The sequence below is a fragment of the Acidobacteriota bacterium genome (assembly GCA_028875575.1).
GTDB lineage: Bacteria > Acidobacteriota > Terriglobia > Versatilivoradales > Versatilivoraceae > Versatilivorator.
On record JAPPDF010000003.1, the window covers coordinates 86,534 to 102,608 of the forward strand.

10 protein-coding genes are annotated in these 16,075 nt (G+C 61.8%); 8 read left to right on the forward strand and 2 right to left on the reverse strand.

Features of this window, described 5'->3' with window-relative positions; genetic code table 11:
- The first annotated feature begins 32 nt into the window (after positions 1-32).
- From OXI69_00940 to OXI69_00975, 8 genes are all read left to right on the forward strand, one after another.
- The gene (locus tag OXI69_00940) at positions 33-2,213 is read left to right on the forward strand and encodes a hypothetical protein (protein ID MDE2664695.1); all 2,181 of its coding nucleotides are present in this window, start codon (positions 33-35) and stop codon (positions 2,211-2,213) included.
- The gene (locus tag OXI69_00945) at positions 2,210-3,058 is read left to right on the forward strand and encodes a hypothetical protein (protein MDE2664696.1); all 849 of its coding nucleotides are present in this window, start codon (positions 2,210-2,212) and stop codon (positions 3,056-3,058) included. Before OXI69_00940 ends, OXI69_00945 begins: the two co-directional genes overlap by 4 nt.
- Before the next feature lie 206 nt (positions 3,059-3,264).
- Entirely contained in the window at positions 3,265-4,845 is a 1,581-nt protein-coding gene (locus OXI69_00950; protein MDE2664697.1) for a hypothetical protein, read from the forward strand.
- Between the two features lie 51 nt (positions 4,846-4,896).
- A complete protein-coding gene (locus OXI69_00955; protein MDE2664698.1) occupies positions 4,897-6,225 on the forward strand; it encodes a hypothetical protein in 1,329 nt (442 codons plus the stop codon).
- Between the two features lie 133 nt (positions 6,226-6,358).
- Positions 6,359-7,582 carry a hypothetical protein gene (locus OXI69_00960; GenBank protein ID MDE2664699.1) on the forward strand — a complete coding sequence of 408 codons (1,224 nt, stop codon included), beginning with the start codon at positions 6,359-6,361 and terminating at the stop codon, positions 7,580-7,582.
- Positions 7,583-8,135: 553 nt separating this feature from the next.
- Positions 8,136-9,974, forward strand: a complete 1,839-nt coding sequence (locus OXI69_00965; protein MDE2664700.1) for an ammonia-forming cytochrome c nitrite reductase subunit c552 — start codon at positions 8,136-8,138, stop codon at positions 9,972-9,974.
- Positions 9,975-10,036: 62 nt separating this feature from the next.
- On the forward strand, positions 10,037-10,954 hold the full coding sequence (locus tag OXI69_00970) for a tetratricopeptide repeat protein (protein ID MDE2664701.1): 918 nt from the start codon (positions 10,037-10,039) through the stop codon (positions 10,952-10,954).
- A 214-nt stretch (positions 10,955-11,168) separates the two neighbouring features.
- Positions 11,169-12,848 (forward strand): CRTAC1 family protein, encoded by a 1,680-nt coding sequence (locus OXI69_00975; protein MDE2664702.1) that lies wholly within the window; start codon positions 11,169-11,171, stop codon positions 12,846-12,848.
- Between the two features lie 573 nt (positions 12,849-13,421).
- Here OXI69_00975 and OXI69_00980 read toward each other — a convergent pair.
- Together OXI69_00980 and OXI69_00985 are read right to left on the reverse strand one after the other, a co-directional pair.
- Positions 13,422-14,180 (reverse strand): phytanoyl-CoA dioxygenase family protein, encoded by a 759-nt coding sequence (locus tag OXI69_00980; protein MDE2664703.1) that lies wholly within the window; start codon positions 14,178-14,180, stop codon positions 13,422-13,424.
- A 17-nt stretch (positions 14,181-14,197) separates the two neighbouring features.
- On the reverse strand, positions 14,198-15,895 hold the full coding sequence (locus OXI69_00985; protein MDE2664704.1) for a family 10 glycosylhydrolase: 1,698 nt from the start codon (positions 15,893-15,895) through the stop codon (positions 14,198-14,200).
- Between the last annotated feature and the right edge of the window lie 180 nt (positions 15,896-16,075).

Below are 16,075 nucleotides of genomic sequence, written 5' to 3' on the forward strand. Positions count from 1 at the left end.
TCCCCTGTCTCTTCTTGTCCCGAAACCACCCGGTGAATATCGGCCGTATCGTCCATCGAACCCGGCGCCTACTGCTTCTCTGGTTGCTCTGCGGTCTGCCCATGCAGGCGCAGAGTCCGGTCGGCAACCCTCACCAGCCCTCGCTACGGCCTCAACCCTACCAGCGCGCCGAAGCCTGTCTCCCCTGTCACCGGCGCCAGTACGACGAGTTGCGCAGCTCGGTCAAGTCCGGCTACCGAAGCGTCAGCTCGGTGTTCAACGCCTTGGAGTTGTCCGGAAACTTCCTGAGCGGAGGCCGACTGAGGCCGGTCTACGGAGACAGCAACAAGATCACCGCCATCGACGTCACCGGAGTGGCCGGTCAGGGAAAGCCGCTGAACACCAACATGAACAGCGCCGACACCTTTACTCACATCAACCAGGTTCAGGCCGCCTTCTGCATCGGATGCCATGCCCCTCATATCGTATTGATGGGGGAGGATCCGGAGCAAAGGGAAATACCCGAGCTGGAAGGAGTGGGCGGAAAATTTCGTCCCGATCTGATTCGTCCCTTGCGGGATTTCCATTTCGTGGACAGCTCCAATCGACAGATCCTGCCGGAGGAAATCGGTGGACCGGCGCCCCCCGGGGCCAAGCCTTCCCTGGGCGCCCAGGGAATCAACTGCGACGTCTGTCATGACATCACCGCCCCGGACCTGGACCGCAGCCCCAACCGCGACGGTCTTGCCAATTCCAGCTTCGAATTGCTCCCAACCATCAGCAAGATCGGTCCCTTTCTCTTTCCGGCGCCGGTCAAGGACAACTTTCACGTTGCCAGCCGAGACCCCGATCAAATCGGCTATCTGCGCAGCAGCGACTTCTGCGGCAGTTGTCATGATGTTCGAGTTCCCGGCGACGGATCGGGATCCTTGACCCACCGCGAAATCAGCCTGAACCCCGAGAGTCGGAGTGTCAGTCTTTTCCGCCTCGAAAACCTGAACACCGAGTGGATGACGGGCCCTTACAACAGTACCCAAAACCCGTTCGGCAGGGTCATTCGTTGTCAGGACTGCCACATGTCCCTGTTCCCCTATGGCCAGGAAAGCACCTACCAGGTGGGAGAGCTGGAAGTCACCAGTCCCACTCCGGGGCAATTCCCCTTGAACTTCGCGGCCGTGCCGGGCGTTTCGACGGACCTGAACTATCCCCTGCAGCAGCGGCCGGTGGTGACCCACTACATGACCGGAGTGGATGTGCCCATTCTGAGGACGGATGAGTTGCGGGCGCGTCTGGGACAGGACTATCCGGATGTCAACGAGCCGGGAACGGATGAGTACGGGATTCCGCTGTCGCTGGCGCAGCGGCGCGAGGATCTCTTGAAGGCTTCGGTTCGAATCGATCTGGACAAGTCGGACCGCACCGCGCACCTCGGGCGTCCCCTAATGGTCAGGGTGACTGCCGTCGCCCTGACCGGCCACCGATTTCCGGCCGGTTTCTCCCAGGAACGAACCGCCTACATCCAGCTCTCCATCCGGGACAACAGAGGTTTCCTCCTCTACCAGTCCGGGTATGTGGTAGACAAGCCCCACCCGGAGGTGGGCGAGATGGCTCCCGATGGGAACCTGGACGATGAAGATCCCGAGCACCTTCATGCCGTGGTCGACCCCGGGCATCCAGCGGCCGTCTACCGTGTGGGGCAATTCACCAACGGACATCGAAATCAGGTGTTTCAGTCGGGTCCGGACAACGGGCCCGACGCCCGAATCTTTTTCGGCAGACCCAGCGGCCTGGTGCTGTGGCGCAACGAGTTGACCCGGGTTTTCCTGCCCGGGGAGAGCCTGGGGCGTTTCAACGAGCAGGGCGATCCTATTCGTTTGACCCGGCCTCACATGGAGGAGACCTTCAGCGCGGTCCTGGCGAACTCGGTCGACAACTATCGCTCGCTGCCCCCGTTGCAGCCCAGAACCTACGCCTATGAGGTGGTGCTCCCGACCCGGGAGGAACTGCAACTGCTGGGGGTTGGAGAACTGGAGTCGCCCTTGCATGTCCACGCCCAGGTCAACTTCCTTCACTTTCCGCCCCTGTTTCTGCGCTTCATGGCCAGAACCACCAGCGCGGAGGGTCCGGGGGGACGGGACTACCACCTGATCGACGAGAAGCTCATCGACGATCTCCTGGTGAACGTGCGCGGCATTGCTTCGGCGGGCCTCACCATCGACCTGGAGGCACCATGATCAGAAGGGAAATACAGCTACTGGCCATCCTGGGATTGCTGATCGCGGCCCTCTCCCTTTGGATCGGCTACGGAGAAGCCTGGTCGCAAAACGGTCAACCCGGCGGACCGAAGCGCAACCCCAACTACCTGGACCGGAATCCCTTTTACTTCGAGGGGAAGGTCGACTACGAGCTGTTGGGCATCGATCAGCCGGTGGATGCCTGGGAGTTCATGCAACGAGGGATCCACCGCCAGGACGATCTGGGAGATCGAGAAGGAGCCATTCAGGACTACCGCGCCGCCATTGAGCGCAACAACCCGGAAAACGGCACCTGTCAGATTGTGAAGACTTTGCCGTCAACCACCCTTGAGTTCCAGCAGCTCACTCCGGCCCCCTGCCTCTTCACCCCACGTCTCAGGCTGGGATATCTTCTGCTCCATGAGGACACCAGGCAGGCCATCGAGCTCTTCCGCCAGGTGACCGACATCGACCCGCAGCGGCTGGAAGTAAACGCGCTCATAGGCGAAGCCTACGAAATACTGGGGGACGAGGCCTCCGATCCCCAGGCCAGGCAAGCCCTTTACCAGGAAGCGGTCGGTGCGCTGAAGGCCGAGCTGGCCCTTTCACCCGTCACCGAACTGACCCGCCGCCTGACAGGTGACGAGGCCAACAATGCCCATGCCCATTGGAATTTGGCAAGGATTCAGGGGAAGTTGAACAACCATCCGGAGGCGCTGTTTGCGCTCGATCAGTATCTCAAGGCCACCCGTTGGCATAGCGATGTCTACCCCTGGAGGATTCCCCTGGCCCAACGACGCATGGAGCAATTGAGAGCACGCCTGGGCACATCGGCCGGCGAGTGAAGGAGAGTTCATGGTGGACGAGGACGCCTCCAGCGGAAGGAGAGGATAGCCCTTTGCACGGGTTCGGCCGGCGCCAGAAACTGCCCTCCAAATACCGTCCTGGACGAGTCGTCCGGACAACCATCGAGTCATCGGCCAGCTTGTGGCCGCGGATTAAGGATTTGCCGCCAAGCAGGGTTTGGTCCGTAAGGGTCTGGCGAGCCGGCATGGCGCTGCGCTACCTCACATTACCTGCAGCAGTGGTCGGCATGGGCCTGCTTGCCTACTCCCAGTCCTCCCGGCTCACCATCGAAGATGCCTGGAATGACTTGCTGGGCAGTCCTGCCCGTGAGGGCACCCGCAGCCTCCTGGTCTCCCCGGAAGCTCCGGCTCCCAAGAGCGCCGCTCGAGATTTTGCCGATCATTTCTTCTATAACACCCGTTCCGAATATGTTCACCAGCAGGCCACCTTCAGCGGCAGGCCCACCCTGACCGGCGTCGTCGACCGTGAACCGGGACCGGTGGCCGATCCCGCGGCCATTCCCTTTCCCGGAGCCTTTCAGCCTCACTCCGGCCATTTTTACTCGTCAATGAACTGGGGAACCCGTGGTTGGCTCTCACCGCGAATCAACACCAACTTTTCCCTCCGCTATCGCCAGGACCTTTCGGCCCTGGACATCGGTTCTCCCGCCCGGTCGGTGCTGAATACCTTTTCCCGAAATCGGCTGTTTGAGCTGACCAGCGGTGTCGTCGAGTTGAACGGATTGACCAGGCAGGGGACTCTTTCCGATTCGACGCTGCGTTTGGGTCGGCAGAACATCTACGGGGCCGAGATGGCGACGGTGGACGGATTCTCGTTTGCCCTGGATCGGCCGAAGTACCGGGTAAGCCTTTTCGGAGGACGGCGCTTTACTTACTTCTCCAACCCACTGCAACGGGCCATCGGCGGCGGAAGCCTCGGTTTTCGGCTTCCGGGAGGCGGCAGCTTTGAGTACCAGGGCCTGTTCCATGTGAAAGGGATCCACCGATTGGTTTTTAGCAAGCCATTGGAGCCCTCCTGGTTGGCGGGAACTCACTATAAAGCGGTAGGTTCCAGGCCGGTCGACTTTGGCGCTCATCTCAGCTACCTGCCTGCCGACGGGCGTACGGGAGCAAGGTTCACCTTTGCCCAGAAGCTGTCCGAACATGACTTCATCTATGATTACACCTATTGGGTCAGAGACCGGGATTCATTCAATCGCCTGAGACGAATGAACTTCGGCGTCATTTCGCCCCACCGCCAGTTTTCGGTCGAGGCCCACCGGCAAATTTTAGAGGCGGCCACAGTGGGGGGAGCCGTCTGGGTGCGTCGCTTGAATCGGGAAAGCGATGCCGGTCCCTTCGACACCTCGTTCGAGGACTATCGAGCCCATCTCAAGCTGTTCCCTCTGCGACGGACAGCCGTGCTGCTGGAGCTTCACCGCCGCCGCAGCGATCGCCCCAGCCCGCTTGGAGCCCAGGGCTTCGACGAAGTGCGCAACGCCGGTGAGACTCGCATTCGGGACATCAGCCTTGAAGTCAACCGCTCTTTCGGCGAGGATCGACTGGGACTCAGCCTCGGGGGTTACCATCGAGAGATCGACTTGCAGAATCGGTTCTTTTTCATAGACAAAGCCCAGGTTCTGGGCGCCATCGGCGGGGCCTGGTTTCGGCTGGACCGCCGCACCCGACTATACTTTCGTTACGGGCTGGATGAGGACTTCACCATCTTCAGGCCAAGCCTGCAACGATTTCAAACCTATCGCATGGGATTGGACTGGAGGCTCTGACTGTCCGGAGAAGATGGCGCGGCCAGAGTCTCGTCGAGCAAAGTGAGCCGGATGCACTTGGAAACGCTTGCATTCATCGCCAGCAGAAAGCGCCGGGCCCAACTCATCGGTGGAGTGCTGCTGACTGCTGTTGCAGTGGCCTTGGCGGCCGAACAGATTGGCGGCAAAGAGGCCGGAGCCCCTCCGGCCGACTACCGCATGCATGATCACCACGTGGGTCAACTGGGCCTGGAATGCAGTGACTGCCATGTGCCGAAGCAACCGGAATCGGTGGTCCTGGCCCGTCCAGGTCACGCACAATGCGTCACCTGCCATCAGGAGGACTTTCAGGGCCAACCCGGTGTCGGCCTGTGCCAGGCGTGCCATGCCTCCTTGCAGCCCAGGGGCTCGGACGACCTGCGTCCCTATCCCGAGTTCAGCAAGCCGCAGGCGCTCCTGTTCCGGTTCTCGCATGCGCAGCACTTGGACAAAAAGGAGCGCCTGGACCCGGCTACGGGGTTTCGCGCCGACTGCACCTTCTGTCACAAGTTTGAGGGTGAGGGGGTGTTCGCCGGGTTTCCCGGTCACACTGAATGCGCCGCATGCCATTCCAAGCCCAACATCCTGCCTAACCTCACAGCCCGGTCCACCAGCGCCGATTGCAGGCAGTGCCACGGCGCGGCCGAGCGGGACAACCCGGGTTTCAGCAAGGAGCGGTGGCTGGCGGGATCTCACCAACCCTCGGGGGTGGCAGTGAACCTGAAATTCGCCCATTTGCCCCATCTGCGACCCAATGGGGCCGAGCGTATCTCATGTGTCACCTGCCACTTCGAAATCCCCCAGAGTCAACACCTGGCCGATCTCAGCCATCCTGACATCCTGGACTGTGTGGCCTGCCACGACGGGCAACAGGAGTTGGTGTCCCATTTCAGGATGGAGGACTGCCAGGCCTGCCATCTCGAGCCTCGGGAGGGGGTCCTGCCTCCCAGCCACAGCCGCAGTGCCAAGCCCATGTCTCACAGCGCCGGTTTCCGCAGACAACACCAGGAGGAAGCCTCGGCTGGGAATGCCAAGTGCTTCGTTTGCCACACCCATGTTTCCCCTGCCGTTCGCAGGGGAGGGGATTGCGCGGCTTGCCACCAGGTGATGCGGCCCCTTTCCCACACGCCGCGCTGGCGCGATGCCATCCACGGAAAGCAGGCGGCCCTGGATCGCCAGGCGTGTGCTGTCTGCCACACGGCCGACACCTGTTCGCGATGCCACAACCAGGTTCCCAGAAGCCACCTTCCGCTTGGACTCTTCAAGGCCGGAGCCCACGCCGACCTGGCCACCCTGCAGTTGCGCTCCTGCTTTACCTGCCACACCTTCGAGGAAAGCTGCGCGGCCTGCCACCTGCCGTAGGGACAACAAGGATATCCACGAAGGGGATCCACCAAGAGCACCAAGGAATTTAAAAGAGCCTTCCACCAAGGGGCACGAAGAACCACGATGGGCCACGAAGAAACACTGCCAGAGAGTTGACCGGAGGGTTCCCATGAAACGGAGAGAGTTCCTGGCTGCTTCCACCACCGCCCCGGCATGGCTGTTTGCCCGGAAAGGGGAGGGCCGGGAGGCCACCGGGAATCAGGATGGTTTCTTGAAGGAGCACGGCTTTTGGGACTATACGACCCCGGGTGCCGGAGGGATGGAGTCTTTCCGGCTGGAAGACTACCTTTCGCTGCTCGACGACATGGCCGCGGCGGACATGAACTCGCTGATGATCTATGTGAAGTGGCTGACCACGGGTTACCGGTCCCGCCTCCCGTTTCAGGATCAGGCTCCCGACAACCCCGTCATCGCCTCCGACAACTCCCTGCTGCAGCGGACCATTGAGGAGGCGGGCAAGCGGGGGATCAAGGTCTGGCTGGGAGGCGCGGTGACCTATTTCGACACCTCCAGGTTTCGGGCCGATCCCTACCGCACTTACACCCGATTGAACGGGTTCGATCTGCCTGTCGAGGTGGGGTTGTTCGACACGGACACTCCTGGCATCACCGAGCGCATCGTGCAGATCTACGAGGAGTTGGTGGAACTGTTCCCGGGCGCCGGTGGCCTGCAGGTGGAGCTTGAAGGAGCCGGAGTCGAGAATCCCCGCCGAATTTCGCTTTATGATCGATGGGCCAAGGGAAACGGGCGACCGCCATTTGCGGAACTGGGCCACCCTTTCAATCCCCGGTCTTTCGATGTGCCGGACTGGCGGGACTACACCACCGATTCACGCCTGAAGGTGCTCGGGGCCGTCGAGGATGCCGTGCGGGCCAGGGGTTTTCGGGGGGACCTGGCCATGATCTGCGAAACGGGCTCGTCATCCTACACCCTGGGTCAGGCCGTCAATCTGAAGGAGTTCCAACGGCGCTTTCCCCACTGGGTCGCCACCACCTACGAGTACGACAAGTGGAACCACCGCTACGGCATGATGGACCTCTGCATCGACCATCCCAAGCGGGAAGGGCTCCAGGTGTTCTATCTGCCCCGAGGCGTCATGACCTGGGGAAGCCGGTGGCCATTGCCGATTGCCCTGGAACAAAGTTGGCGGATGGACCTGGAGGACATTCGAAGATTCAAGCCCCTGGGCGTGTGGTGGTTCGGAAGCGGTGGGCGCAACGAAGGCGCCCACGTAAGCCTCGCCCGACTGAAGAAATCCGGATACGCAAGCGGAGCGGAAGCCCGGCAGGCTTTGTTGCGGGTGGCTTCGGAACTGCGAGTCCTGCAGCCCTGAGGACGGCGCTAGCCCGGCTCCCTGGTATAGTCAATTAGAAAATCCTATCCCTTGGCAGTGTCGTGGGTTAGGGGAGAGCTGCGTAGCTGCGGTTGACGTGAGTTTTCAACGAGCCGCTCCCTACAGGCCATCCTTTTAGAGCAGCGTAGCTGCGGCTCAGGGTAGCCGCGGGTGTCAACCCGGGGTCGTTTGGGTTCCGCTCCAACCCAGCCGCGAATGCGGCGAATAGAAAGCACCCGTCCGGGAGCGCATTGCTTCTCCAAAGAAACGCCGCCCCACGCCACGGTCATCCGCTGACGCCGCGAAGGCGGCAAATTATAAGATCTGTGCCGTTACGCATTCCCTTTTCTTGAAACCGCCAAACCCACACCCTCTACTCAAGACCACGGTCTCCCGTTGGGGAGCCGCTCCGCGCCCCACCGCTTGTCTTGGGCCCGGCCGGGACAGTGTGCCATAATCGCCATAGTGGAAGTTCAGCAAGCGCCTGCCGCAATTCGCCTCGGCAGAATATGGAAACGCCCGGTGCGGGAACGTCCCGCAGCCTGATGGACCCATGGGAACGATTCGCATAACGCTGGCGCTGGTGTCCCTGCTGTGGTCGGGCACGGCCCTGGGCCGGGAGGCCCCGGTTCAGGAGCAGGGTCGGCCGGTACAGGTCCTGGATTACGGATACGTCTCATCCGGGGAGTGCCAAAGGTGCCACCCGCAGAACCACGCCAGTTGGCACGCCTCCTACCACCGGACCATGACCCAGGTCGCGACCCCGGAAGCTCTGGCGATACCCATCGAGCAGGTGGAGTTGAAGCTGGAGGGCCAGACCTACCATTTGAAGCGAGAAGGGGATCGGATATGGGCGGAGATGCCCCACCCGTCCATGGGGCGCATCAAGAGGCGCATCGTCCTGACCACGGGGTCGCACCATTTCCAGATGTACTGGTTTTCCAGCGGCGCCACGCGCAAGCTGGAGCTGTTTCCCTTTGTCTACGCCATCCAGGAAGGCCGCTGGATCCCCGAGAAGTCAACCTTTCTCATGCCGCCTTCACACCGGATTTCCACTCAGCCGGGGCGCTGGAACCAGGCTTGCCTGCAGTGCCACACCACTCTGGGCCGACCCCGGGTAGCGACTCAGGACCACATGGACACCCAGGTGGCGGAGTTTGGCATCGCCTGCGAAGCCTGCCACGGTCCGGGGGCGCGGCACGTCCAGGTCATGAGCCGGCCGGGGAGCCTGGAAGCCTACCGTAGCGGCAAACTCGAGCTGAATATCGTCAATCCCGGCAAGCTGTCCCACGACCGCTCCTCCCAGGTCTGCGGACAGTGCCACAGCGTCTTTACCTTTGGTGACCGTCAGGAACTGGTCCAGTGGTTGAACCACGGCTTTTCCTACAGGCCGGGACAGGATCTGAACGACAGCCGCTTCCTGATCCGGTACCAGCAAAGTCGGGGCGCTCCCCAGATGGAAGACTTTCTGAAGGCTCAGCCACGGTTTCTGGAGTCGGTCTTCTGGTCGGATGGAATGGTTCGGACGGCCGGGAGGGAGTACAGCGGACTTCTGGAATCGGGGTGTTACCAGATGGGTCAGATGTCCTGCCTGTCCTGCCACCGCCTCCACAAGACAGCCGACGATCCCCGGTCTCTGAAGTCATGGGCCAACGACCAGTTGCAACCGCGGATGGACACCAATCAGGCCTGTCTGCAGTGCCACCCAGCCTTAGAGTCCAGGCTGGAGGAGCACACCCATCACAAGCCGGGGTCCCCCGGCAGTGAATGTTACAACTGCCACATGCCTCATACCTCCTACGCCCTGCTGAAGGCTATTCGCAGCCATCAGATCAGCAGCCCCACGGTGGCTGCCAGCCTGGAAACGGGCCGGCCCAACGCCTGCAACCAGTGCCACCTGGACAAGACCCTGGGCTGGGCGGCCCGGAACCTTCAGAAGTGGTACGGGGTACCCAAGCCCAAACTGTCCAAGGAACAGGAGACTGTCGCGGCCTCGGTGCTCTGGACCCTGAAGGGCGATGCCGGCCAGCGGGCCCTCATGGCCTGGAGTCTGGGGTGGGAACCGGCCAGGGCCGCCTCCGGTTCGGGCTGGATGGCCCCCTATCTGGCCCAGTTGCTGGAGGATCCCTACGATGCCGTGAGGTTCATCGCCTATCGTTCGCTCCGGCGACTGCCCGGTTTCAGCGACTTCCGGTACGACTACGTGGACTCTCCTCAGCGGCGGGCTCAGGCCCGTCTCAAAGCCCTGGAGATCTGGCGCCGAGACGGGCGGCAACACCGGCCCTCAAACGGATCTGCCGTCCTGTTCGATGGCCGCGGCAACCTTCGGCAACAGGCCTTCGATCGCCTGCTGAGCCAGCGGAACGACTATCCCCTGGGCCTGGCCGAGTAAACGGGTCCTGCTTGCCTCCCTGTGTTTTGTCTCAGAACCAAGATTCGGAATTGCGAGGCTGCATGATCAGGCGGGTCCCGGCTCTGTTGCATGTCCTGGCCATGGTTGTTCTGTGGGTTGGCCCCCAGCTTCTTGCCCAGTCGGAGGGCTATCGCAAGGCGCTGGCGAGCTATCGGGACAAGCGTTACCTGGAGGCCCTGGTCTGGATACAGCAAGCCGTAGCTGCGGAAGACGACAAGGCGAGCTACCATCTCCTTCAAGGCGATATCTACAGCGCCCTGCATCAGTTCAGCGATGCCGTGGCTTCGTTGCGCCGAGCCGTTGAATTGGAGCCCGATCTGGCCAGGGCCCACTTCCAACTGGCCGTTCTTTTCCTGCGGGACAACAAGTATCGTCCGGCAGCCGACGCTCTGGAGCGGGTTGCGGTCGTCGAGCCCGGCAATTTACGGGCCCGTCTCCTGCTGGGCAATGTCTACTGCCTTCAACTCAATCTCGACAGTCTGGCCTTACAGCAGTTTACGGCGGTAGCAGAGGCCGATCCCCGATATCCCGCGGTTCAATTCGGGCTGGGGAGACTCCTTTTCAGGCGGGGCAAGGACCGTGAGGCCGTGGAGCATTTCAGATCGGAGTTGGGGTCTCATCCGGAACATGCGGAGGCTCGTTTTCACCTGGCCAAGGCCCTGCTGAGAATGGGCCGCACCGATGAGGTTGCCGGCCATTTGCAGGCGCTCCGGGGCAAAAAGGTGGACCAGGCGGAACTCCACTTCTTCCTGGCCAAGACCTACCGGAGGCTGCAGCAACCGGCCAAGGCCATCGAAGCGCTGCTGCAAGGGATCGACCTCAACCCCAAGTTCCCGGACGCCTACTATCTGCTGGCCCGACTCTATCTGGAGACGGGGCGCCCCCGGGATGCTCGGGAGCAGATGGATCGGTTCGAAAAGATACGCGACCGGGAGGGAAGGGGCCGGCTGAGGCCATGAGGGTGCGGAAAGAGTTTTCCATGGCGGACCGAAAAGAGTTGTCCACGAAGGGACACGAAGGACCACCAAGACACACGAAGAAAAGCAAAACGGCTTTAAGACCTTGAAGACAAGATGGTTCCCATCCTGTACCTGGCGGTCCGGTGAAACAGGCGGGCTGCGATCGGCTGCTTCCACCGCCTCGGGGCCGATTGCTGTCCTCTGTTGCAAAGCCATGTGGGTCTGGCTTGGGTTGTCTGTGGTGCTCTCGGCCGGGGGGCTCCTTTGGGCGGACCCGGTTCCCCGGTTCACCAACGTCACCGGTTCCAGCGGCATCGATTTTCTCCATATCAACGGTCCCGAGAAGACCAAGCCCTACTTGTTCGAGGCCAAGGGGGGCGGGGCCGGCTTCTTCGATTACGACAACGATGGCCGGCTGGATCTGATCATGGTTCAGGGGTCCACCCTGGAACGATTCCGCAAGGGAGACAATCCGCACGGCTCGCTCTATCGCAACCAGGGAGACGGAACCTTCAAGGAGGTGACCCGTGAGGCGGGTCTGACCCGACCGGCCTGGGGGATGGGAGTTACACTGGGGGACTACGACAACGACGGCTATGTGGACATCTACTTGAACAACTTGCAGGCCAACATTCTGTACAGGAACCGGGGAGACGGCACCTTCGAGGACGTCACCGCCCAGGCCGGTGTGGGAGACACCGGGTTGAGCTCCTCTTCCGCCTTTGGCGACTACGATCTGGACGGGGATCTGGATCTCTTTGTCTGCAACTATGTTCGCTACAACTTCGATAGTCTGCCGCCGCCGGGATCGAAGCCCATCTGCAACTATCGGGGAGTTCCGGCCTTTTGCGGTCCAATCGGTCTGGACGGGGCGGCCAATCGGTTCTACCGCAACAACGGAGACGGAACCTTCTCGGACGTCACCGAGGCGGCGGGGTTGAACGTAAAAAACCGCTATTACTCACTTGGGGTGGTGTGGGCCGATCTGGACAGCGACGGGGACCCGGATCTCTACGTGGCCAACGACAGCACGCCCAATCAGCTCTTTGTCAACCAGGGAGACGGAACCTTCAGCGAAATGGGTTTTCTGAGCGGCCTGGCGACCGACGCCGACGGGCGTTTCCAGGCTGGAATGGGGGTGGACGCGGCCGATTATGACAACGACGGGCGTATGGATCTGTTTGTGACCAACTTCGCTGACGATTACAGCACGCTCTACCACAATCGAGGGCAACTCCTGTTCGAGGACGTAAGCCAACAGGCCCGGTTGAGCCAGCCGGAATGGATGCTGGTCGGCTGGGGGGCCGGATTTTTTGACCTGAACCATGATGGCTGGAAAGACATCTTTCACTCCAACGGCCACGTGTATGCGCTGGTGCTGACGGCCGGCTGGGCCGACCGCTACTATCAGCCTTCTTCCTTTTACCTGAACCGAAAAGACGGAACCTTCAGGGATGTGAGGAAGTTGGCCGGACCGGATCTGCAGAAAGAGCTGCTAGGCCGGGGAATGGCCTTCGGAGATCTGGACAATGACGGAGACATCGACTTCATCATCGGCAACCTCAACGGGACTCCCCAACTCTTCAGGCATGAAGGCGCCGGCCCCAACCATTGGGTCATGTTTCGCGCCAGGGGGAGCCGAAGTAACCGTGACGGCATCGGCGCCCGCATCACGGTGGTCTCCGGCGAGCTCCGCCAGGTTCGGGAGATCAAGCGAACAGTGGGCATCTTCTCGGCCAGCGACCCCAGGGCTCACTTCGGCCTGGGGGGCGCCGAGCGAATCGACAGGGTGCAGGTGAAATGGCCCAGCGGGGTCGTGCAGGAATTTCGCGACCTGCCTGCCGACCGGCACTATCTGATTGATGAAGAGAACGGCCTCTCGGACGAGTTCTGAGGGTTGGTGACTTGTGGCGGGTCGCTTCCCCGGGAGCTGTAAGCCCATTGGATATTTGGGTGCTGGTGTCGAGCTGCGCAGGCGTCAGCAGCGGGTGATCGTGGCGTGGGGCGGTGTTTGTTTGGGGAGGATATGCGTTTCCGAACGGGTGCTTCCTATTCGCCGCATACGCGGCTGGGTTGGCGCAGAATCGATACGACCCCGGGCTACCGCCCGGGGCTACCCTGAGCCGCAGCTTCGCAGCTCTATAAGGATGGCCTGTAGCCAGCGTTTGCGTGGCCTACCCACGTCAACCGCAGCTTCGCAGCTCTCCCTTAACCCACAACACTGCAAAGGGGAACGTGCTTTTTTTGTTGAAATAGTACGCTGGGCGACAGGCCGGAGGTTCGAGCCGAGCGTCGTCGTCGGGATTGTTGTTTCGTACCCGAGAAAACGCCAATCAAGCTGGCTTCCTTTTCGAGCGGCGAAGCCGCGGCAGCAGGTGGCCGTTGGGCGTAAGCCCATTGGAAAGCGTATTGTAAAAGCCCGAGTCGCGTAGGCGGGGGCAGCAATTTTCCCAATTGGAAACGCGGGCTACAGGGCTCCCGCTTTGCGGTAGATGCGCTTCCGGTAGGCTTCGTGGCTCCGCGACGCTTCCTGGTTGACTTCGGTGCTGCGCCCGCGGTAGTCGAGCACGAATCCCCGGCGATGGGAATCGGTGTTGTTGGGGCCGCTGCGATGGATGGTGAGGAAGTGGTGGATGGAGGCATCTCCCGGTTGGAGCAGCGCCGGGACTTCCGGATAGAGTTCGGGGTCGGGAGGTTCGGAGAGGGCCTTGGTGAACAGGGGCAGTCCCGTCTGGACATGGGGGATTTCCCCCAGCCGGTGGCTGCCGCGGACGAAATGGACGGCTCCGTTTTCGAGGGTGGTCTCATCCAGGGCGATCCACATCACCAATCCGTAGGGGGGGAGGTAATTGAAGTAGGCGTTCTCCTGGTGATAGAGGGCCGGCGAGCCGACTCGGGCGGGTTTGTAAAAGACTTCAGTGGTAATGGGTTCCACCGGCTCTCCCAGGCAGGCGCCCAGCAGATCCAGGGTGGCCGGCCGCTGGAGCGCTTGCTGAAAGTACTTATCATAGAGCTCCATTCTGGAGAATTGTTTCAGCGGCCCGCTCCATCCCGATTCATAGACCACGTGAATCCGGGGGACGGTGGGTAGGACTTCGGTGATGTAGCGGTCGATCTCCCGCTCCGTCCGCTTCAATTCCTCGGCGTTCAGGAATCCCTTCACCACTACGAACCCGTCTTCCTGAAACCGGGCCGCCAGTTGACTGGTGTTTGGTGTCGCAGGCATTCGTGCTCTCCCGTCCATCACTGCGATCGGTAGTTGACCTCCAGCCGCACGCCATGAAACTGCGCCCAGGCAGCCATTCCGGGCAACTGCTCCGGCCTGACGGCCCCCGGCCTGGGGCGTGAGCCCTTGAGGGCCAGCACCACGGTGTTCATTCCCTGCCGCAGGGGGGGAGCATCCACGGGATAGCTCACCCGATACTCGCCCTTGCCGGCGTCGACGACGGTCGATTGTCCGCCGGTCAGGTCCTTGCCGTTTACCCGGCAGACCACGGCATCCGGCCGAGCAGCGCTCCTCACATCCAGCACCAGCCTCATGGTCTCGAGCGTTCCGTTTTCCTTGGCCGAGGCCAGGTCGTCCCCAACCGCCAGCGGAACCCTTCCCACCACTCCGTACTTTATGGCTCCCTCCCGGCTTACCGGCAGCGGCCGAGAGCTGGAGATATGGGCGTAGTAGTCGATCACTCCACCGGTATGGTTGTCCACGCAAAACAGCTTGTTCCTGGCCGCCAGGGTGCTGGGCTCGCCGATATCGCTCAGGCAGGCGTAGGACCGCCGGCGTGTCTCGACCAGGTCCTGACCGGTCTTGTACTCGAAGGGCGTCCCCAGGTTCCACAGGTAGACACCGTCGGCGCCGGTCCGGAACCAGTTGCTGGCCATGCCCCGCACCCCCTCCAGGAAGCTTCCCCCGGACACGTTGTTGGCGGCGCTCTGGTTGATGCAGGGATAGACCAGCACGCCGTGGGGATGGGCCGCGGCCGTGAACTCGGCCAGGGGAAGGCTGAAGGGGGCATAGCCGCCTCCGGCAATCAGAATGTCCACCAGGTCCTCTTCCAGCCAGCCTTTCAGGTCCAGCCCGATGTTCAGGGCCAGCTGGAGGCTGTCGGGCACTCGAGTCGCCAGCAGCAGCGGACGGCCCCGCCGCTCGGCCTGGCTGTCGGTGAGCTTGCGGATGCTGCGCATGAAGGCCGTCATGATCTCGACCTGGTCGGCGCTCACCGGTTTTCCCTGCATGGTCGGGCTGAAGAATACCGGGTGGCGAATGAAGTCCAGCTCGAAGCCGTCAACGTCGTAGCGGCGGGCTACCTCCTCGATGATCTCGAACTTGCGCTGCCTGACCTCCGGGTGGGAGAAGTCCTGGGAGGTGACATAGAGATCCAGCGAGGTGAGCCTGCCCAGGGGATCAACCAGAAACTCCGGATGTTCCTTCTTCCAGGTGGTCAGGCCGCCTCCGATGAAGCTGTCGTGAACGTCGTTCATGCGCACCGAGGCCAGGATCTCCATGCCATGAGATCGGGCAAAATCGATGACGATCTGCAGGGGGCCGCGGCCTGACTGGATCAAACGCTTCACGTTGGCGGTGACCTTGGACCAATAGGCGGGCGGCCCCCCGTGGGCGTCGCCGTAGATGGGCTGGATCTTGCTGTCGTACACCGGGGCGTCGGCCCACCCCCCCAGGATGGACCAGGAAATGGTATCGACCTGGGTTCCGGCCAGAGGTTGCAGCCGGCGCTTCAGGAATCCTTCCGGAGTGCCGGCATCGTCGCGGGACAGCTCGTAGCTGTCGTCATTGAAGATGATGCGGCGCTGCCTGGCAGCTGCTTCCACCCGGGCCTTCTTGGCGTCCGACCAGTTGGCCTGGGGGGCCGGCACCGGCCCGGAACAGGACAGGACTCCCGCCAAGGCCAGACAGATGCCGGCTCCCGGAATCAGGTTCATTTTCCGGCTCCAACTACCCTTTGGTCCTGGTTCGATCATCCTGTTCACCTCTTCTTTCCAAATTGGTTTGCCGCGAAAAGAAACATCCGAGTCTCTTGCAAATTTGCAGTGGCGCCGGTCAATTTCCCGGTAAACGTCATGTTCTGCCTATTTTGTGCCTTTTGTGGCCATTCCCGGCAA

Coding starts and splice junctions, on each gene's coding strand:
- OXI69_00945 (MDE2664696.1), top strand. CDS start 2,210: ATGATCAGAAGGGAAATACAGCTACTGGCCATCCTGGGATTGCTGATC.
- OXI69_00950 (MDE2664697.1), top strand. CDS start 3,265: ATGGCGCTGCGCTACCTCACATTACCTGCAGCAGTGGTCGGCATGGGC.
- OXI69_00955 (MDE2664698.1), top strand. CDS start 4,897: ATGCACTTGGAAACGCTTGCATTCATCGCCAGCAGAAAGCGCCGGGCC.
- OXI69_00960 (MDE2664699.1), top strand. CDS start 6,359: ATGAAACGGAGAGAGTTCCTGGCTGCTTCCACCACCGCCCCGGCATGG.
- OXI69_00965 (MDE2664700.1), top strand. CDS start 8,136: ATGGGAACGATTCGCATAACGCTGGCGCTGGTGTCCCTGCTGTGGTCG.
- OXI69_00970 (MDE2664701.1), top strand. CDS start 10,037: ATGATCAGGCGGGTCCCGGCTCTGTTGCATGTCCTGGCCATGGTTGTT.
- OXI69_00975 (MDE2664702.1), top strand. CDS start 11,169: ATGTGGGTCTGGCTTGGGTTGTCTGTGGTGCTCTCGGCCGGGGGGCTC.
- OXI69_00980 (MDE2664703.1), bottom strand. CDS start 14,180: ATGCCTGCGACACCAAACACCAGTCAACTGGCGGCCCGGTTTCAGGAA.
- OXI69_00985 (MDE2664704.1), bottom strand. CDS start 15,895: ATGAACCTGATTCCGGGAGCCGGCATCTGTCTGGCCTTGGCGGGAGTC.